At 32.5% G+C, this 19,200-nt stretch carries 16 protein-coding genes and 1 riboswitch; of the genes, 11 read left to right on the forward strand and 5 right to left on the reverse strand.

The genetic code is table 11. The features are described 5' to 3' along the window. Positions 1 to 53: 53 nt before the first annotated feature. Both J3R86_RS01605 and J3R86_RS01610 read right to left on the reverse strand, forming a co-directional pair. Positions 54 to 722 carry a hypothetical protein gene (locus J3R86_RS01605; protein ID WP_207517779.1) on the reverse strand — a complete coding sequence of 223 codons (669 nt, stop codon included), beginning with the start codon at positions 720 to 722 and terminating at the stop codon, positions 54 to 56. A gap of 126 nt (positions 723 to 848) precedes the next feature. Further along, positions 849 to 1,256 carry a general stress protein gene (locus J3R86_RS01610; protein WP_207517780.1) on the reverse strand — a complete coding sequence of 136 codons (408 nt, stop codon included), beginning with the start codon at positions 1,254 to 1,256 and terminating at the stop codon, positions 849 to 851. A gap of 164 nt (positions 1,257 to 1,420) precedes the next feature. Beyond that, a riboswitch (purine riboswitch) is annotated at positions 1,421 to 1,523 on the forward strand. A 239-nt stretch (positions 1,524 to 1,762) separates the two neighbouring features. On the opposite strand from J3R86_RS01610, the gene xpt reads away from it, so the two are divergent. From xpt to guaA, 4 genes are read left to right on the forward strand one after another with little or no spacing between them, the layout of a single operon-like run. Beyond that, positions 1,763 to 2,341: a xanthine phosphoribosyltransferase gene (gene xpt, locus J3R86_RS01615; RefSeq protein WP_207517781.1), complete on the forward strand. Its 579-nt coding sequence runs from the start codon at positions 1,763 to 1,765 to the stop codon at positions 2,339 to 2,341. Continuing rightward, a complete protein-coding gene (pbuX, locus tag J3R86_RS01620) occupies positions 2,341 to 3,609 on the forward strand; it encodes a xanthine permease PbuX (protein ID WP_207517782.1) in 1,269 nt (422 codons plus the stop codon). The genes xpt and pbuX overlap by 1 nt, the downstream gene beginning before the upstream one ends. A 38-nt stretch (positions 3,610 to 3,647) precedes the next feature. Beyond that, positions 3,648 to 5,114: an IMP dehydrogenase gene (guaB, locus tag J3R86_RS01625; RefSeq protein WP_207517783.1), complete on the forward strand. Its 1,467-nt coding sequence runs from the start codon at positions 3,648 to 3,650 to the stop codon at positions 5,112 to 5,114. 25 nt (positions 5,115 to 5,139) lie between these two features. Next, positions 5,140 to 6,681 carry a glutamine-hydrolyzing GMP synthase gene (gene guaA, locus J3R86_RS01630; RefSeq protein ID WP_002462003.1) on the forward strand — a complete coding sequence of 514 codons (1,542 nt, stop codon included), beginning with the start codon at positions 5,140 to 5,142 and terminating at the stop codon, positions 6,679 to 6,681. Positions 6,682 to 6,964: 283 nt separating this feature from the next. Here the strand turns inward: guaA and J3R86_RS12165 are convergent, their stop codons facing one another. After that, positions 6,965 to 7,159, reverse strand: a complete 195-nt coding sequence (locus tag J3R86_RS12165; RefSeq protein WP_207572162.1) for a hypothetical protein — start codon at positions 7,157 to 7,159, stop codon at positions 6,965 to 6,967. 167 nt (positions 7,160 to 7,326) lie between these two features. Between J3R86_RS12165 and J3R86_RS01635 the strand changes: the two genes are divergently transcribed. From J3R86_RS01635 to J3R86_RS01650, 4 genes are all read left to right on the forward strand, one after another. Next, positions 7,327 to 8,529 (forward strand): GTP-binding protein, encoded by a 1,203-nt coding sequence (locus tag J3R86_RS01635; RefSeq protein ID WP_207517784.1) that lies wholly within the window; start codon positions 7,327 to 7,329, stop codon positions 8,527 to 8,529. Between the two features lie 1,404 nt (positions 8,530 to 9,933). Continuing rightward, positions 9,934 to 11,418 (forward strand): NADH dehydrogenase subunit 5, encoded by a 1,485-nt coding sequence (locus J3R86_RS01640; RefSeq protein ID WP_207517785.1) that lies wholly within the window; start codon positions 9,934 to 9,936, stop codon positions 11,416 to 11,418. 12 nt (positions 11,419 to 11,430) lie between these two features. Beyond that, a complete protein-coding gene (locus J3R86_RS01645) occupies positions 11,431 to 14,001 on the forward strand; it encodes a DUF2309 domain-containing protein (protein ID WP_207517786.1) in 2,571 nt (856 codons plus the stop codon). A 154-nt stretch (positions 14,002 to 14,155) separates the two neighbouring features. After that, positions 14,156 to 14,524: a Na-translocating system protein MpsC family protein gene (locus tag J3R86_RS01650; protein ID WP_207517787.1), complete on the forward strand. Its 369-nt coding sequence runs from the start codon at positions 14,156 to 14,158 to the stop codon at positions 14,522 to 14,524. Positions 14,525 to 14,682: 158 nt separating this feature from the next. Here the strand turns inward: J3R86_RS01650 and J3R86_RS12270 are convergent, their stop codons facing one another. After that, a complete protein-coding gene (locus J3R86_RS12270; protein WP_207518496.1) occupies positions 14,683 to 14,925 on the reverse strand; it encodes a hypothetical protein in 243 nt (80 codons plus the stop codon). A gap of 238 nt (positions 14,926 to 15,163) precedes the next feature. Here J3R86_RS12270 and J3R86_RS01660 point away from each other — a divergent pair, with 238 nt between their 5' ends. From J3R86_RS01660 to J3R86_RS01670, 3 genes are all read left to right on the forward strand, one after another. Continuing rightward, positions 15,164 to 15,838: a phosphatase PAP2 family protein gene (locus J3R86_RS01660; RefSeq protein WP_207517788.1), complete on the forward strand. Its 675-nt coding sequence runs from the start codon at positions 15,164 to 15,166 to the stop codon at positions 15,836 to 15,838. A 28-nt stretch (positions 15,839 to 15,866) separates the two neighbouring features. Further along, entirely contained in the window at positions 15,867 to 16,607 is a 741-nt protein-coding gene (locus J3R86_RS01665; protein ID WP_207517789.1) for an alpha/beta hydrolase, read from the forward strand. 376 nt (positions 16,608 to 16,983) lie between these two features. Further along, positions 16,984 to 18,321: a sodium-dependent transporter gene (locus tag J3R86_RS01670; RefSeq protein WP_207518497.1), complete on the forward strand. Its 1,338-nt coding sequence runs from the start codon at positions 16,984 to 16,986 to the stop codon at positions 18,319 to 18,321. Between the two features lie 88 nt (positions 18,322 to 18,409). Here the strand turns inward: J3R86_RS01670 and J3R86_RS01675 are convergent, their stop codons facing one another. Then, positions 18,410 to 18,946 carry a pentapeptide repeat-containing protein gene (locus J3R86_RS01675; RefSeq protein ID WP_207517790.1) on the reverse strand — a complete coding sequence of 179 codons (537 nt, stop codon included), beginning with the start codon at positions 18,944 to 18,946 and terminating at the stop codon, positions 18,410 to 18,412. Between the last annotated feature and the right edge of the window lie 254 nt (positions 18,947 to 19,200).

The following is a 19,200-nucleotide window of genomic DNA, read 5'->3' on the forward strand; positions in this document are numbered from 1 at the left end:
AGTCTAACCTCAAACAATAGTTTAAACGTTATTGCAGGGGATTTCAAGTTAGACTAAAAAGGTTTGCGCAAATCCATCGCTTCTAATATTGGATATATAATATCTCTAGAGATTCCATTGGCGAAGACATATTTTAAAATGTAATTTGATTTTATACTAGCACCATAAATATCTTTAGTAAGTTCAATGTTTGTTTTAATAAATAAATCAACTTCTTTAGCTTGATCATCAAATGTATAGTTAGGATGAATATAGTCGATATCATTTTGACGTTCAAATTGATGTTCATATAAAAATTGGCGTCGATCTTCAATAACTTGATTGTGATCTTTTGTTAAATCAAAAGGCTCTTTTGGTACTTCCATCATTAAAAAGTTAATATTTCTTGAATGTACAATATTAGATAACGTATTTAATTCATTTTCAACTTGTGCTAACGTTGCAGTCATTAAATCATCATGATGTGGTAAATTTTTAGCAATTAAGTATATAAGAAATGCTGAATTGGTTGTTGCTTCATAATGTGCTGTGGCTAAACTAACGACATGGTTATCTTCAAGACCTACCACAAAGACATAATCATTTTCTGTTTTATTATTTTCTAATGAACGTTTGAAAATAGATTTATCTTCAGTTAAAGAAATATCAAGTTTAGAGTCATAGAGCGCTAAAGCTTCATTATAATGTGGGTCTTTTACCGAGTGGATTGTTTTAAATTGCATCATGTCACCTCCGAACTTTTGTTACATTATAGCATATAACGACAAGTGATTTTGTTAGTAAAGTTCATAAAAAAACTGTAGTCCATGGATGATGAACTACAGTGTGAAACGGTAAGCATTGTCAATTTATGATTTTGGTCCTTTTGATTCTTCTGCATAATGAGTGATGTCTACTTCTTTATATGCGACATTATGTTTTTCAACTTCTTTATGAGAAGTTGTATCAGGATTGACTACTAATAATAATTTTTTATCTAAAATTTGTTGCTTGTAGTTTTCAACTTCATCAGGATTGAAGTTATAGCGAGATAGTACTGCATGCTCACCATCTTCACCTGTTAATAATTTTGAAGTACGGTCACTAAATGAACCGCTAGTTGCAATTAATGAGATTTCAGAGTCATGTAAATCATTTAAATGTAATTTATTTTTAGTAATAACAGACATTTCAGATTCAGTATAACCTTGTGCTTTCTTTTCATTAATAGCATTGTACAATTCGCCTATACTATTTAATACAGTTACCTCTACCATAATTATCGCCCCTTTGAATAAAATCACTTATTAATATGAATACCCTGTATAAATTTAGTGAAACCTTTTCATTAGTAGTATTTAGAAAAAGCAAAGCTAATAGTTGAAAAAATAGTAGGTTTAAGCCAACGGTTATTGAAAAATGTCACAAAGTCTGCTATTATCGTTAAATAATTTATAAAACTCATATAATCTAAAGAATATGGCTTTAGAAGTTTCTACCATGTTGCCTTGAACGACATGACTATGAGTAACAACACAATATATAGAAGTAACTTCGGCCATGGTTGATAGCCACAGGTATTTATATTACTTGTGTTATTTTGGTATAAAATGATTAGCAAGTAAATCAATAAAAGCTACTTCTTTTACATTGATTGTATTACTATTAGTAATACATGTTCGTTCACTCATAAACCCTGAAACTATTTTTAGTTTGGGGATTTTTTTGTATTTAGGTTCGATTTTGAGCAAACTTTTGTTAACAATACTAGGAGGTAAAGCGAGTGGAATCTTTAGGACTAAAAGTAAAGGAAGATGGCGTTGTCATTGACGAGAAAATTTTGAAAGTAGATGGCTTTTTAAATCATCAAATAGACGCTAAATTAATGAATGATGTTGGTCGTACTTTTTATGAACAATTTAAAGATGCGGGAATTACAAAGATTTTAACGATTGAAGCATCAGGTATAGCACCAGCAATTATGGCAGCATTACATTTCGACGTACCGTGTTTGTTTGCTAAAAAAGCTAAGCCTAGTACATTAACGGATGGCTTTTTTGAAACAGATATACATTCATTTACTAAAAATAAAACAAGTACGGTAATTGTGTCAAAAGAGTTTTTAAATGAGAATGATACAGTTTTAATTATCGACGACTTTTTAGCAAATGGTGACGCATCACTTGGATTATACGATATTGCACAACAAGCTAATGCCAAGACTGCAGGTATTGGTATTGTAGTAGAAAAAAGTTTCCAATCAGGGCGCCAAAGATTAGAAGATGCAGGATTAACAGTATCTTCGTTATGCAAAGTAGCATCTTTAAAAGGCAATAAAGTGACGCTTGTGGGAGAAGACTAATGAAAAATCTAATCCTAAGTATCCAACATCTATTAGCAATGTATGCCGGAGCTATTTTAGTACCAATTATTGTTGGTACAAGTTTAAAATTCACACCTGATCAAATTGCTTATCTTGTGACGGTCGATATTTTCATGTGTGGTGTAGCCACATTTTTACAAGCGAATAAAGTGACTGGAACTGGATTACCGATCGTATTAGGTTGTACTTTCACAGCAGTAGCACCGATGATTTTAATTGGCCAAACGAAAGGTTTAGATGTCTTGTATGGTTCCTTATTTTTATCTGGTATTTTAGTTATTATTATTGCACCTTTCTTTTCTCATCTAGTGAAATTTTTCCCACCTGTTGTTACTGGGAGTGTAGTTACTATCATAGGTATTAATTTAATGCCAGTAGCAATGAACTATTTAGCTGGTGGACAAGGTGCGAAAAACTATGGTGACGTTAAAAATATTATTTTAGGTGTGACAACTTTAATTATCATTTTGATATTACAGCGTTTTACAGCAGGCTTTTTAAAGAGTATAGCGATACTTTTAGGATTATTAATTGGTACATTACTTGCCTCTATGTTAGGTATGGTTGACTTAAAACAAGTCGGTTCAGCTCATTGGCTAGGCTTCCCGTTACCATTTAGATTTTCAGGTTTTGGATTTGATATTACATCCACTTTAGTATTTTTTATTGTAGCGATTGTAAGTTTAATCGAATCGACAGGTGTTTATCATGCCTTGAGTGAAATAACAGGTAAAAAATTAGAACGCAAAGATTTTCGTAAAGGTTATACTGCTGAAGGACTTGCTATTGTCTTAGGTTCAATATTTAACTCATTCCCATATACAGCTTATTCTCAAAATGTAGGCTTAGTATCTTTATCAGGTGCTAAAAAGAATAATGTCATATATGGTATGGTCGTTTTACTATTGATATGTGGTTGTATTCCTAAATTAGGTGCATTAGCAAATATTATTCCGTTACCTGTATTGGGTGGTGCGATGATTGCAATGTTTGGCATGGTCATGGCATATGGTGTTAGTATATTAGGAAATATTAATTTTAAGAATCAAAACAATTTATTAATTATTGCAGTATCAGTTGGTTTAGGAACAGGGATTAGCGCTGTACCACAAGCATTTAAAGGTTTGGGAGAACAATTTGCTTGGTTAACACAAAATGGTATTGTCTTAGGTGCAATCTCTGCAATTGTTCTTAATTTCTTTTTTAATGGAATAAAGTATAAACAAACTGAGGAAAATGTGAAATAATAATAATAATTAATTTTAAAAAATGGAGGCTGTTTTTAATGTGGGAAAGTAAATTTGCAAAAGAATCATTAACGTTCGATGATGTGTTATTAATTCCAGCACAATCTGATGTATTACCAAAAGATGTGGACTTAAGCGTAGAATTATCAGATAAAGTAAAGTTAAATATTCCAGTTATTTCTGCTGGTATGGATACAGTAACTGAATCAAAAATGGCAATTGCCATGGCACGTCAAGGTGGTTTAGGTGTTATCCATAAGAATATGGGCATTGAAGAACAAGCTGATGAAGTACAAAAAGTTAAACGTTCTGAAAATGGAGTTATTTCTAATCCATTTTTCTTAACGCCAGGTGAAAGTGTTTATGAGGCAGAAGCATTGATGGGTAAATACCGTATTTCTGGTGTACCTATTGTAGATAATAAAGAAGACAGAACGTTAGTAGGTATTATTACAAATCGTGATTTACGCTTTATTGAAGACTTCTCAATTAAAATTGATGACGTTATGACTAAAGATAATTTAATAACAGCTCCAGTGAATACAACGCTTGAAAGTGCTGAAAAGATCTTACAAGAACATAAAATTGAAAAACTACCATTAACTAAAGATGGTCGTTTAGAAGGTTTAATCACAATTAAAGATATTGAAAAAGTAATTGAATTCCCAAATGCCGCTAAAGATGCACATGGTAGACTACTTGTTGCTGCTGCAATTGGTATTTCTAAAGATACAGATATTCGTGCTCAAAAATTAGTAGAAGCAGGTGTCGATGTATTAGTTATTGATACGGCTCATGGACATTCTAAAGGTGTTATTGACCAAGTCAAACATATTAAAGAAACATATCCTGAAATTACATTAGTAGCTGGTAATGTTGCAACTGCTGAAGCAACGAAAGCCCTGTATGAAGCGGGTGCTGATATTGTTAAAGTAGGTATTGGTCCAGGTTCAATCTGTACAACACGTGTTGTTGCAGGTGTCGGTGTACCTCAAATTACTGCTATTTATGATTGTGCTACTGAAGCACGTAAACATGGAAAAGCAATTATTGCTGATGGTGGTATTAAATTCTCAGGTGACATTATTAAAGCATTAGCAGCAGGTGGACATGCTGTTATGTTAGGTAGCTTATTAGCTGGTACTGAAGAAAGTCCAGGTGCTACTGAAATCTTCCAAGGAAGACAATATAAAGTATATCGTGGTATGGGTTCACTTGGTGCGATGGAAAAAGGATCTAACGATCGATACTTCCAAGAAGATAAAACACCTAAGAAATTTGTGCCAGAAGGTATTGAAGGTCGTACGGCATATAAAGGTCCATTACAAGATACCATTTACCAATTAATGGGTGGTGTTAGATCCGGTATGGGCTATACTGGTTCACACAACTTATTACAATTACGTGAAGAAGCACAATTTACACGTATGGGACCAGCTGGTTTGGCTGAAAGTCACCCACATAACATTCAAATTACAAAAGAATCACCTAATTACTCATTCTAATTTAAGATAAAGGAGCACGACAATGATGGAAATGGCAAAAGAACAAGAATTAATCCTTGTCTTAGACTTTGGTAGCCAATACAACCAATTAATTACACGTCGTATTCGTGAAATGGGCGTTTATAGTGAATTACACGATCATGAAATGTCTATAGAAGAAATTAAACGTATGAATCCTAAAGGAATCATTCTTTCTGGGGGACCTAACTCAGTATATGAAGAAGGATCATTTACAATTGATCCTGAAATTTATAATTTAGGTATCCCGGTACTTGGAATTTGTTATGGTATGCAACTGACTACTAAATTATTAGGTGGTAAAGTTGAACGTGCTAACGAAAGAGAATATGGTAAGGCAACGATTAATGCTAAATCAGATGAGCTATTTGCAGGTTTACCATCTGAACAAACAGTTTGGATGAGTCACTCAGATAAAGTCATTGAGATTCCAGAAGGTTTTGAAGTGATTGCTGATAGTCCAAGTACAGACTACGCTGCAATTGAGGATAAAAAACGTCGTATTTATGGTGTTCAGTTCCATCCAGAAGTAAGACATACTGAATATGGAAATGACTTATTAAATAACTTTGTTCGTCGAGTATGTAATTGTACAGGCGAATGGACGATGGAAAACTTTATTGACATTGAAATTGAAAAAATTCGTCAACGTGTTGGTGACCGTCGTGTACTATGTGCTATGAGTGGTGGTGTTGATTCATCAGTTGTAGCTGTACTGTTACATAAAGCTATTGGTGATCAGTTGACATGTATCTTTGTTGATCATGGGCTATTACGTAAAGGTGAAGGCGACATGGTTATGGAACAATTTGGCGAAGGATTCAATATGAATATTATTCGTGTCAATGCTCAAGAGCGCTTTATGAATAAATTACAAGGTGTTTCTGATCCAGAACAAAAACGTAAAATTATCGGTAATGAATTTGTCTATGTTTTCGATGATGAAGCTTCAAAATTAAAAGGTGTAGATTTCCTAGCACAAGGAACACTATACACAGATGTGATTGAATCAGGTACTAAAACTGCTCAAACAATTAAATCACATCATAATGTCGGTGGTTTACCAGAAGATATGGAATTTGAATTAATCGAACCAATTAATACATTGTTTAAAGATGAAGTTCGTGCCTTAGGTATTGAATTAGGTATCCCTGAGCATTTGGTGTGGAGACAACCATTCCCTGGTCCAGGTTTAGGTATTCGTGTACTAGGTGAAATCACTGAAGATAAATTAGAAATTGTGAGAGAATCAGATGCAATTCTTAGACAAGTTATTCGTGAAGAAGGTCTTGAAAGAGATATTTGGCAATATTTCACAGTATTACCTAATATCCAATCAGTAGGTGTTATGGGAGACTACCGTACGTATGATCATACTGTAGGTATCCGTGCAGTAACATCCATTGATGGTATGACAAGTGACTTTGCTAGAATTGATTGGGAAGTCTTGCAAAAAATTTCAAGTCGAATCGTTAATGAAGTCGATCACGTTAACCGTGTCGTCTATGATATTACTTCTAAGCCACCAAGCACGATTGAGTGGGAATAATAGTATAAAACAACAAAGCCTCCTGTATCAGTTGATGGTACAGGGGGCTTTGTGCATGCACTATTTTAAATATAACAACACACTGCTTTTGTAACTTTAAAAGATAAAGATGAGTTATCAATGAGACAACAGCTGAAAACCAGGTAGTGTTACTGGGGTGGGATTACGAAATAAATTATTTATAAAATTTATTTCTGTCTCACTCCCCATCACAAACATTAAAAGATTTAAAAGAAGATGCTTTATAACAATAATGTAAAATATATGCATAAAAGTATTGGTATTACATGTTGTATAACACAGAGGTCAAATATTGTATGACGTAGCCAATAGACATAAATATAGCAATAACGATGATAGCACTACCAAATGTATAAAGTGTATGTCTGGTCGTTAAACCTTCCGTTTTTGAGCCGAAAATACTTAATATAATTAAGCTGATACCAATAACATAAAGAATAATGATGACGATTAACATAGTAATATCACACCCTTCACGAGATCATGTCTTTACATTCATTATAAATCAAAAAACAATAAAGTATAATTAATTGCTAAAAATACTAATCTTACATTGCTAAATAGGAGTGGTTCTTATATACTGTAAAACGTAATTATTACTATTTACAAAGAGAGGTTATTGTTATGGCTAAAATTCCAGTTACTGTCTTAAGTGGCTATTTAGGATCAGGAAAGACGACATTATTAAATCATATTTTACAAAATAGAGAAGGAAGACGTATTGCAGTAATTGTAAATGACATGAGTGAAGTAAATATTGATAAAGATTTAATAGCGGAAGGTGGAGGGTTATCTCGTACTGATGAAAAGTTAGTAGAATTATCAAATGGCTGCATTTGCTGTACATTAAGAGATGATTTATTAAAAGAAGTAGAAAGATTAGTCAACAAGGGTGGCATTGATCAAATTGTTATTGAATCGACTGGAATATCCGAACCAGTACCTGTAGCACAAACATTTTCATACATAGATGATGAACTAGGTATAGATTTAACTGCCATTTGCCGCTTAGATACGATGGTTACAGTGGTAGATGCTAACCGCTTCGTCAATGATATTAAATCCGAAGACTTATTGATGGATAGAAACCAAAGTGTAGATCAAACAGATGAACGTACGATAGCCGACTTATTGATTGATCAAGTAGAATTTTGCGATGTCTTAATTATTAACAAAATTGATTTAATTAGTGAAGATGAACTGAAGCAATTGGAAAAAATGTTAGTTGCATTGCAACCAAGTGCCAAGATAATTAAAACAACGAATGCACAAGTAGACTTACAGGATGTCTTAAATACACAATTATTTGATTTTGAAAAAGCGAGTGAGTCTGCAGGATGGATTAAAGAGTTAGAACAAGGTGGTCACACTGAACATACACCAGAAACCGAAGAGTATAGTATTTCGTCTTTTGTCTATAAACGACATTTGCCATTTCATGCAGCTAGGTTTAATCAATGGCTAGATCATTTGCCAGAAAATATTGTAAGAGCAAAAGGTATTGTATGGCTAGCTCAATACAATGATGTAGCTTGTTTGTTGTCACAAGCTGGTTCTTCATGCAATATACATCCCGTAACATATTGGGTTGCTAGTATGCCAGAAGTTAGACAGTTACAAATTTTAGAGCAACGTGAAGATGTGGCAGCTGAGTGGGATCTTGAATACGGTGACCGACATACGCAGTTCGTTATTATCGGCACTGATTTGGATCAACAGCAAATTATGCATGAACTTGATCAATGTTTAATTAATACACAAGAAATTGATGCAGATTGGAACCAATTTGAAGATCCATACCATTGGCATATTAAGCCTTCACGTTAAAATTTACTATGAAAATAAAATGGTCAAAGGAATAGGATGAGAGTGGGGTGAAAATGAATTTATTCAAAAATTGATGTCATAGATGATGGTCTTGCATATTAATGTAACAGCTACATGTGAATTTTTAATAACGGATTTCAACCATCATGGGAAGATTGACTAGCATTGTCAGAGATTGATGGGGAAGTGGGACAGAAATAAATTTTATATAAAATTTATTTCGTAGATGCCCGTCTTGCACATTAATGTAAAATCCACACATGGATTTTTGATGACGGGTCCCTCCCACCCCGGCAAGACTGACTAGGTTTGCAAAACGTTGATACATCAACATTTTACAAACCAGACAGTTACTGCCAAATGCTTGAATTTAAGTGTGAAATATTTTTATCCCACTCCCTTGCCAAATATTCACATTAAACATATAATCCATTTTGTCTTGAGCTTAAAATAAACTACAGTAGATGACTATACTAAATAAAATTGTTACTATAATGTCATAAAAAGTCTATTTCTAACAAGCTTAAAATATGCTAAGTTAAAAGTAACAGAAATGTCATTTTATCCAGATAGAGGTCGGGTACACTTTACGAAGTGACATTCCGATCTCTATTTTTTACATGAATAAAGACTGGAACATAAATGTCCCAGTCTATTGCTTATGATTAGAAATGTATGTGTATTAATTTTAATGGCTTATGGTGCTATTATTTTACAAAAATATCAATAATTGTTTTGATGATTTTAACTATTGTAGTGAAGATTTCCATGATAATAGCCTCCTAACGTAAGTTATGTATGATGAGTTGTTGGATATACTTAAACGCTTTATCAGCGAATACTTCAATAAAGCAATAGATAATTTTATTAAGATATCAACTATTCTCAATAAAAAGTTCTGTTTGCTTTGAAGTAACTTTATTGTACGTCATTTAATTGTGTATGTGATTAATAATCCCTAACTTACATTATTTATGGCAAAGCTGTTGTTAAAGTTGTATTTATTAACGGTCATTAGTGCCCAACTGTCTCGAGAGTGCCTAAGTATTGACTATTAATTGAAAATTAACATCAAGATTTGACATTAGCAATGACATTCACTATATTTTTATTTATACGTTTAAAATTCAAAAAGAATAAGTTAGGTCTTATATGAGCAACGTTTGATAGTAATCAATGTGTTGAAAGTATAGACATAACATACATAAACTAATGCATAGTAGCATCATTAAAAAGAATTCAATCATTTAGACTAAGTTATTTAATAGCTTAACAATGACGTGAATATCTAGTTAATATGAAACCTGCAATCGTCAATTTTCTGCAAGTATGCACAAAATGGCAATTGTAGGTTTTTATTTATACCAAAAATCAGTCATAATAAATTTATTAAGGAGGTAGGCAATGATTAGTGAACAATTATTATTAACTATTTTTTTCCTAACGTTAATATGTGCAGCATTAAGTGGCGTACTATTTTTAATACCATTAGTACCAATTAAATTCATTAAGACACATCTCATCATCATATTTTTGCCTATTATCATCGCATTATGGGCATTTTTAACAGAACATCAACATGTGGTTATCGGGCCATTTGAATTAGATAGATTATCTTGGTTATTGGCTAGTTTTGTCATGGCGTTAGGTTTTATTATTCAAAAATTTTCCATGCGCTATTTATTAGGCGATCACCATTATCGTCAATATTTTCCATTATTCACTTTAATCACTACGTTTGCATCAATAGCTTGGTTATCTCATGACTTACGTTTGATGACATTATTCTGGGGCTTAACACTATTATCGTTAACGTTATTGATTAATGTTAATCGTCATTGGAAGGTCCCTCGTGAATCTGCTAAGATTTCTGCAATGACATTTATAGTAGGATGGTTAGCTTTAGTATTAGCAGTCATAGTGATTTATAGCGCGACGGGACAATGGATGGTACCTAATCAAATTACTAATCCAACAATGGATCTAGTGGTTGATTTGTTACTTGTAATTGCAGTAATTATTCCAGCGGCACAATTCCCATTTCAAAAATGGTTGATTGAATCGGTTGTAGCCCCAACGCCTGTATCGGCTATTATGCATGCAGGTATTGTTAATGCTGGCGGTGTTATTTTGACTAGGTTTTCACCTATTTTTGATAATGCGATTGCTTTATCATTATTACTGATTATTGCTAGTGTATCAGTCTTACTTGGCTCGGGTATTAGTTTGGTTCAAGTTGACTATAAAAGACAATTAGTAGGATCAACGATGAGTCAAATGGGCTTTATGTTAGTTCAATGTGCTTTAGGTGTATATTCAGCAGCTATTATTCACTTAATATTGCATGGTATTTTTAAAGCAACGCTATTTCTACAATCTGGTTCGATTGTTAAACGATTTAATATTCCTTCCCAAAAGTCAGCTAAAGATACATATGGATGGTTAATTATTGGCAGAGCTTTAGCGATAATTGTGGCAGTATTATTCTGGCTAGCAAGTGAGCAACACGCCTATGAACTTATTAGTGCATTAATATTAGCGTGGTCGTTGATGGTTTCATGGAATCAATTAGTAGCTTTTAGCAAAGGGGCATTAGGTCGTAGCATTGGAATCGTATTGATTGCTTTAATAGCAATGATGTATATCATTACACACCATTATTTAAATAGTGTGTTACAAACAATCACTGTTCATAGTGCTCATGCGCCTTTAATAGCAGTCGTTGTGAGTATTATCATACTAGTTTGTGGAAGTTTATTAAGTATTTGGGTTGCACATCGTAGATATTCAACTTCATTTGCCATTCTTTATTTATGGTTAGTTAATTTAGGTGAAGCTAGACCTCAAGCAATTGAAAGGCATCCTGAATATTTAAAAAAATATTTATAAGAGGTGAATGGAATGACAACACAAGAGCATATAAATGAAGTCGTTGATAATGCGAAACGAGTGATTACACCTTTATCACCTATATCAATATTTGCTGCACGTAATCCATGGGAAGGTTTAGAAACAGAGACATTTGAACAAGTGGCTGAATGGTTACAAAAAATAAGGGATATCGATATTTATCCTAGTGCTGGTTTGATACATCAGGCTATTAAACAACATCACATTGATACAGCATTAGTAGATAAACAAATTGATAACGATGTCATGTATAGTAACTATCAAATTCCTCAACAAGCGATGACAACATATATAGCAAATCATCAATTATTATCTGAAATCCCTCAATCTTTGATTACTCAACCTGAATTCAAAGATTACCTCAATCGAACGAGGATTGAGGTGAATTTAGGACAATGGAATGAAGTAATTCGCCCTAAAAGTGATTACTTGATAGATAGTAATGGGAAATTATTGAGTGAGCAGTTAAACAAACAGATGATTAAGTGGTCTAAATTATATGTTGACCAATTTTTATCAAGTTGGACAATGCCTAAAAGAGAACAAAGTTTTTACCATGCATGGGTACATTTAGCACAACATGACCGTAGCTTATCGAAACAACAACGTCAAGTTGTTAAAGCTTTACCAAAGCATGCAACTGAAGCGGTTAATTATGCTTTGTCACAATTAGATATTGTAGAACACAATGTTCAAGCATATTTAGAAGGGCATTTATTAGCTTTACCAGGATGGGCTGGAATGCTTTACTATCGTTCCCAACAACATCATTTTGAACGTCATTTATTAACAGACTATTTAGCGATTCGCTTAATAAATGAATTATTGTTAGTTAATTTTACTAATAACAAGCCAGCAAATATGCTTAGTAATTCATTTGAACAAGATATAAAACAAGCGATTGAGGCTTGGTGTTACTATACTGATATGACTTTTGAAGAGTGGCAAGCACTTACAATTGAAGCACAACGTGAGCGTATTCGTTTTGCGCAACACTATAATCGTAATTTCTTTAAAAATAAGTGGTTAATAGCATGGGAAGAAACAGCTGAACAACAACTGATGACTAAAGTAGTGCATAACAATACAGTGAAAGATACTATAGATACTAAGGTACAATTGGCATTTTGTATTGATGTGCGTTCAGAACCATTTAGACGTCACATTGAGGCACATGGTCCTTTTGAAACATTAGGAATTGCAGGATTTTTTGGACTTCCAATTCAAAAAGAAGTGCTAGATGAACAGTTTACACATAATTCTTTGCCAGTAATGGTGACACCGGCCTATAAGATTAAAGAATATGCAGATCGAAATGATGTTAAAGTTTATCAACAAAGACAAAGTACCGTATCGTCATTATTTTATACATTTAAATTGATGAAACATAACGTCTTACCGAGTTTATTATTACCTGAATTAAGTGGACCGATTTTAAGTATTAATACGATTGTGAATACATTGGTTCCTAAAAAAGGACAACAAACATTACAACACTTTAAGCGTAAGTGGTTAAAAAAACCACAAACAAATTTAACTATTAATAGAAGATATGAGCATAAATCAGATTTACCAATTGGTTTTACAGAACAAGAACAAGTTGACTTTACTTTACAAGCATTAAAATTAATGGATTTGACTGATAATTTTGCGCCACTCGTGGTCTTTGGTGGACATGGTAGTCAGTCCCATAACAATCCATATCAGTCATCATTAGAGTGTGGTGCATGTGGAGGTGCCTCAAGTGGCTTTAATGCGAAATTATTAGCAATGATGTGTAATTCTACGAAGGTTCGACAAGGATTGAAAGCGTATAAGATTGATATACCACAAGATACAGTGTTTGTAGCTGCTGAACATCTCACTTCAACAGATACACTAGATTTTATTTATCTTCCTGAAACGTTATCACCTGCAGCACAAGATGCATACAATACATTAATTATAGCATTACCACAAATTTCATATGAAGCGAATAAAGAACGTTTGGCATTATTACCTACAGTTGATGACCGTTATCATCCTGTAACCGAGGCGCAACGTTTTGCGACGGATTGGAGTGAAATTCGTCCGGAATGGGGGTTGGCAAATAATAATACGTTTATTATAGGTAAGCGCCAGTTAACAAAACATATCAACTTAGAAGGACGAGCATTTTTACATGATTATGATTGGCACAAAGATAATGATGGTACGCTGTTAAATACCATTATTTCTGGACCCGCTTTAGTAGCACAATGGATTAATTTACAATACTATGCTTCAACAGTAGCACCGCATTTTTATGGCAGTGGAAACAAAAGAACACAATCTGTGACTTCTGGAGTCGGCGTTATGCAAGGTAATGCTAGTGATTTAATGTACGGTTTACCATGGCAATCGGTGATGGCAAGTGACAATCAAATGTATCACTCCCCTAATCGATTACTTATTGTTATTCAGGCACCTGACTATGCTGTAAGACGATTACTACAGGAGAATGCACATTTTGCTAGAAAAGTTAAACATCATTGGGTACGCCTAGCAAGTATCGATGATGAAGGTAAGTTTAAAGATTGGTAATGTTTAAATTATGAAATTTCAACGTTTAATATGATGCTCTAAGTATTTAAATATATGAAAAAAATGATAAAATTATAGTTGATAGTCGTTATAATATATACGTTAAACAACTAGCGACAAAGTAAGTAATTTAAAGTTTATTGGAGTAATAGTAATGAAGATGACTAAAGGTGAATTAGAAGCCCAAATTAGTAAATCAATCACACAGTGGGAAAAAGATTTTCTTGGTAGAGGATCACTATCGGTTAAATCAGATATTTTAAGAGATATGGTGATTGTTAGTTTACAAGGCATACTGACACCAGCTGAATATAGAGTATGTGAAACAAATGAAGGTTTACTTAATATCAAACGAACTCGTTCAGAGTTAGTGGAATCTGGTGAACAGGATTTAAAGCAAATTATTGTAAATATTACAGGCATTAAAGTAATCAGTTTGCATAGTGATTTGAGTACTGAAACAGGAGAACGTATTATTGTTTTTAAGCTTGAACATAATCTTGAAAAGTTAAGTCATAAATAGCAATATGATCATTTGAGGCTGGGACACTTTAATTGTTTCAGCCTTATTTTAATGTATGAGGCTTCTTAAACTTATTTGAGATTATTTGTGATGTGGTGGTTTTAGTACAAACTGAAGCATATATTGTTTTTTTGGTGTTGCAAGATATCATTTTGATCTTACAATAATAAGACATTAACAATATAGGCATATAATCGATAAGTAATCCCTAGAAAATTGGGTATGATAACCATTATGGCAATTAATTTTTCTGCTTTAAATCCGATAATGCACAAAATGATAGGAATGCAATATAGAACGAATATCCAATAAATCAAATGTTCGAATGATGGATGAATTGGGGTAAAGAATCTGACGAGTGTGATAATTAAGGCTAAATAAACTAAAATAATCCTATTGATAAGCGTTACCCCTTTCTTAATTAATTTAAAGTATTGAAATTTTTCGTGATTTAATAATTGTTGTAGTCAATTATACATGGTTTTATTTGCATTATGCATTATAATTATAAAATTAAGTTTTTTATTTTGTATTTTAGACAAATAATTGAGCTTTTTAGATGATAGTTATATAGGGATAATGACTATAGAGAAGATAAGAAAAAATTAAATTATAAACTATATGATAAAGGAGAACTATATGATTGATTCAAGATTAACGTCACCAAAAGTAACCGTACCGCTATTTTTAATAGCGTTGGCTGGCTTTGTTGGTGTATTTTATAGTGTTGTGACAAAACAAACATTTTTTAAAAGTATAGATATGGGGTCACTGACTTGGATGACAGAACATTTAGGTGAGCCTCAAAGACGATTTGTAGGAAATATCTTTAATTACTATATGACGTTTTGTGCAGAACTAGGTGATGTTAAAGGCGTCATCTTAGTAGCTATCATCGTTACAATTGTACTATTCATTAAACAACGGCATTTAGCTTTTTGGTTTATGTCTGTGTTAGTGTCAGGTGTTATTATTAACAAATTGATTAAGGATACTGTTGAACGTGTGAGACCTTATAATCATTTGTCTGTAGATACTGGTTTTTCATTTCCAAGTGGTCATTCTAATGCCAGTACATTATTATATTTAAGTTTAATGGTTGTTATTATTTCACTTGCTACAAAGTTATCTACTAAGGTCTTAAGTGGCATCATTATGGGCTTGATTTGGCTAAGTATACTATTTTGTCGTGTTTATTTTCACGCACATTATGTTACAGATGTCTTAGCGGGATCATCATTGGCCATATTGTGGGTTGCTTTATTCTTAGCTGTATATCCTTATTTCATTTACCATCGTCGTAAACATTTATAGTGTAGAACTTTTATAAAGGAGATATGACATGAAAATTAAAACGCCCAATCCTGTATATCTGTCTGGTAATAATGATCATGCAATATTATTACTTCATTCATTTACTGGGACGAATAGGGATGTTAAACATTTAGCAACTGAATTGAATAAACTAGGTTATAGTTGCTATTTGCCGAATTATCCAGGACATGGTCTACAATTGCCATCTTTTATGTCCTATGGTATTGATGATTGGTGGCAAGAAGTTGAACATGCATATCACTTTTTGAGACAGCAAGGTTATCAATCTATTAGTGCGATAGGTGTATCTCTCGGTGGCTTGATGACATTAAAATTAGCTGAAACGTATGAATTAGCAAACATCGTCGTCATGTCAGCACCTAAAGAGAAAAGTAACGAAGGTTTGGTACAACATTTATTCAATTATTGTAACAGAATGGGACAAATTTTAGGTGTTGATGAGGAAGAAATCAAACAACAATTATCAGCAATCACAAACTATGAACAAGAATTGCTCAAATTCCAACAATTTATTGATATAATTATGAGTCACTTAGATGAAATATACTGTGCTGCTAACATTCTTTATGGTGGTAAAGATGCATTGTCATACAGAGATAGTGCCGAATATATTTATCATCATTTGAATTCTGAAGATAAGATTTTAACAGGCTTGCTAGATTCCAATCATTTGATGACACATGGTGAAGGTAGAGATATTTTAGAAGCTAACGTTATTCAATTTTTAACAAGACGCTTAACTAAATAAATGTAAGAGAGAGTAAGATAGCGATAAACCTTTTGATTTTATTGCTGACTTGCTCTCTATTCTTATGTCGAAATTTATTTTTTTCGTGAGTGTCAAAAGGCATGATGTCAAAAGTTTAGGTGCTGAATGAATCATTTTTAAATAAACTTTTAATCAACATCCTGTTATAACTAGAACTACTGCTAACTAAAGTAACCACTATTGAAGGTATCATTTGATAAATATATTGAGCGGATCGTACAAATTTTGACAAAAAGATTTGTGATAATGATTCATATTAAGAGGACATTTTGAATGTAGTATTGCATGTTATTTGCATAAGTGTTAGAGTATTACTTAAACGTATAGACGCTTTAACGCTTTAAAGGAGATGTGAATATTGAGTAAGCAATCACAATGGAAATCATCAACTGGCTTTATTTTAGCCAGTGCTGGCTCAGCAATTGGACTTGGAGCAATGTGGAAGTTTCCATATATGGCAGGCATATATGGTGGCGGTGCATTTTTAGCTATGTTCTTAATCTTTACTATATTTGTAGGACTACCATTATTAATTATGGAATTCACTGTCGGTAAAATGGGGAGAACATATACAACACAAATATATAGTAAGTTAACAGGTAAGAAATGGCTGAATATTATTGGTTGGAATGGTAATTTAGCTGTCTTTATTTTATTTGGATTTTATAGTGTGATAGGTGGTTGGATCGTTATATATATTGCCTATGTACTTGGCCAAATTGCACAGTTAAATAGTACGATGCACCTTCAAGATATTCGTTTTGAAGCTATTATTACAAATCCGTGGTTAACAGTTATAGGACAAAGTGTTTTTATTTTATTAACGATGATTATTGTTATGTTAGGAGTTGAAAAGGGATTAGAAAAAGCGTCAAAAGTGATGATGCCATTGTTATTTATTTTTCTAATCATTATTGTAACTAAATCTTTGACTTTAGATGGTGCCATAGATGGCTTGAAATTTTTATTACAGCCACGCGTCGAAGATATTAGTGGTGAAGGTATTTTATTTGCTTTAGGACAATCATTTTTCACTTTATCATTAGGTACAACGGGGATGATTACTTATGCTAGTTATGCCTCTAAAGACATGACAATAAAATCATCTGCTATTGCCATTGTGTTAATGAATATATTAGTTTCTGTGTTAGCAGGATTAGCAATTTTCCCAGCATTAAATACGTTTGGTTATCAACCACAAGAAGGACCTGGTTTGCTCTTCAAAGTTTTACCATTAGTGTTTAGTCAAATGCATATGGGATCATTATTTTATTTAATCTTTTTAGTGTTATTTTTATTCGCTGCCTTAACATCTTCTATTTCATTATTAGAATTGAACGTCTCTAACTTTACTAAAAATGATAATGCGAAACGTCGAAAAGTAGCATTAATAGCAAGTATTTTAGTATTAATCATTAGTGTGCCAGCTACACTATCATTCGGCATATTGAAAGATTTCAAATTTGGTGCAGGTACCATTTTTGATAATATGGATTTTGTAGTATCGAATATACTTATGCCACTAGGTGCACTAGGAACAACACTTGTTGTTGGGCAATTATTAAATAAAGATGCTTTACAACAAAGTTTTGGCAAAGACCGATTTAAATTATTCTCATTATGGTACTATTTAATAAAATTTGTGATGCCAGTGGTCATAGTATTGGTATTTATCTTACAATTATTTAATTAATAAAAAGCATTTGATACAGTTTGCTAGAGTATGGTTGTCAATGATTGACACCAGTGAACAGTTGTATCAAATGCTTTTTTGATGTGATTTATTGATTTGCAGTATTAGTGATAAGCACCCCTTGTTTAGCTAGCGTTTTAACTAATTTATCTGACAAGATTGACTGATTGATTGTGACATTGCTGAAGGTGCAATTTTTAAATGTAACATTGTCAAACAACGTGTTTGTAATATCTACGTTATTGAATAGAACATTTTTAAATGTAACATTTGTGATGTTTAAATGTCTGATTACTGTTCCATTGAAATTGACTTTAGTAAATGTGTCATCAGTCATTGTACAATCATCGAATGTTGTATTTTGAAAATTAATCTGTTTGAACATATTATTATCGAAAGTGACATTATCAAAAATAGTATCATCACAATCACAACTGTTGAATTTGTTTAGAGTGACATGTTTAATATTTTTAAAGACACCTTCGTTAAAATTACAATTTTTAAAGCTACTTTTGATAACTTCTAAGTCGTCATACATGGAATTTCTAAAATTCGTAGCATGATGTTTAAGTCTTTTATATGATTCATTTGTGAAAACAGACAAAGCCAAATCTTTTTGTGCCATAATGAACCTCCAATGATTTAAATAGTAATCGTTATAGAAAATGATGTTTTGATACATTCGGACGATGTGATATAGCACTTGAGAATATACAATATTAAGTATGTATGTCGCTAACATCAATAATTACCCATATCATAACATGCTATAACGTTATACACAGAAAATAAGATTGAGTATTATTTTAGAAATTTAGATAATTGCAAAATAATGGAATATCATTTATAATTCTTATCTGAAAAGTAAGAATTAGAAAT

It is taken from the genome of Staphylococcus simiae (assembly GCF_017357005.1).
Lineage (GTDB): Bacteria > Bacillota > Bacilli > Staphylococcales > Staphylococcaceae > Staphylococcus > Staphylococcus simiae_A.

What these genes read in the sequence shown, in the direction of transcription:
- J3R86_RS01605 (WP_207517779.1), bottom strand. Translation starts at nt 722, where the DNA reads ATGCAATTTAAAACAATCCACTCGGTAAAAGACCCACATTATAATGAA.
- J3R86_RS01610 (WP_207517780.1), bottom strand. Translation starts at nt 1,256, where the DNA reads ATGGTAGAGGTAACTGTATTAAATAGTATAGGCGAATTGTACAATGCT.
- pbuX (WP_207517782.1), top strand. Translation starts at nt 2,341, where the DNA reads ATGAAAAATCTAATCCTAAGTATCCAACATCTATTAGCAATGTATGCC.
- guaB (WP_207517783.1), top strand. Translation starts at nt 3,648, where the DNA reads ATGTGGGAAAGTAAATTTGCAAAAGAATCATTAACGTTCGATGATGTG.
- guaA (WP_002462003.1), top strand. Translation starts at nt 5,140, where the DNA reads ATGGAAATGGCAAAAGAACAAGAATTAATCCTTGTCTTAGACTTTGGT.
- J3R86_RS12165 (WP_207572162.1), bottom strand. Translation starts at nt 7,159, where the DNA reads ATGTTAATCGTCATCATTATTCTTTATGTTATTGGTATCAGCTTAATT.
- J3R86_RS01635 (WP_207517784.1), top strand. Translation starts at nt 7,327, where the DNA reads ATGGCTAAAATTCCAGTTACTGTCTTAAGTGGCTATTTAGGATCAGGA.
- J3R86_RS01640 (WP_207517785.1), top strand. Translation starts at nt 9,934, where the DNA reads ATGATTAGTGAACAATTATTATTAACTATTTTTTTCCTAACGTTAATA.
- J3R86_RS01645 (WP_207517786.1), top strand. Translation starts at nt 11,431, where the DNA reads ATGACAACACAAGAGCATATAAATGAAGTCGTTGATAATGCGAAACGA.
- J3R86_RS01650 (WP_207517787.1), top strand. Translation starts at nt 14,156, where the DNA reads ATGAAGATGACTAAAGGTGAATTAGAAGCCCAAATTAGTAAATCAATC.
- J3R86_RS01660 (WP_207517788.1), top strand. Translation starts at nt 15,164, where the DNA reads ATGATTGATTCAAGATTAACGTCACCAAAAGTAACCGTACCGCTATTT.
- J3R86_RS01665 (WP_207517789.1), top strand. Translation starts at nt 15,867, where the DNA reads ATGAAAATTAAAACGCCCAATCCTGTATATCTGTCTGGTAATAATGAT.
- J3R86_RS01675 (WP_207517790.1), bottom strand. Translation starts at nt 18,946, where the DNA reads ATGGCACAAAAAGATTTGGCTTTGTCTGTTTTCACAAATGAATCATAT.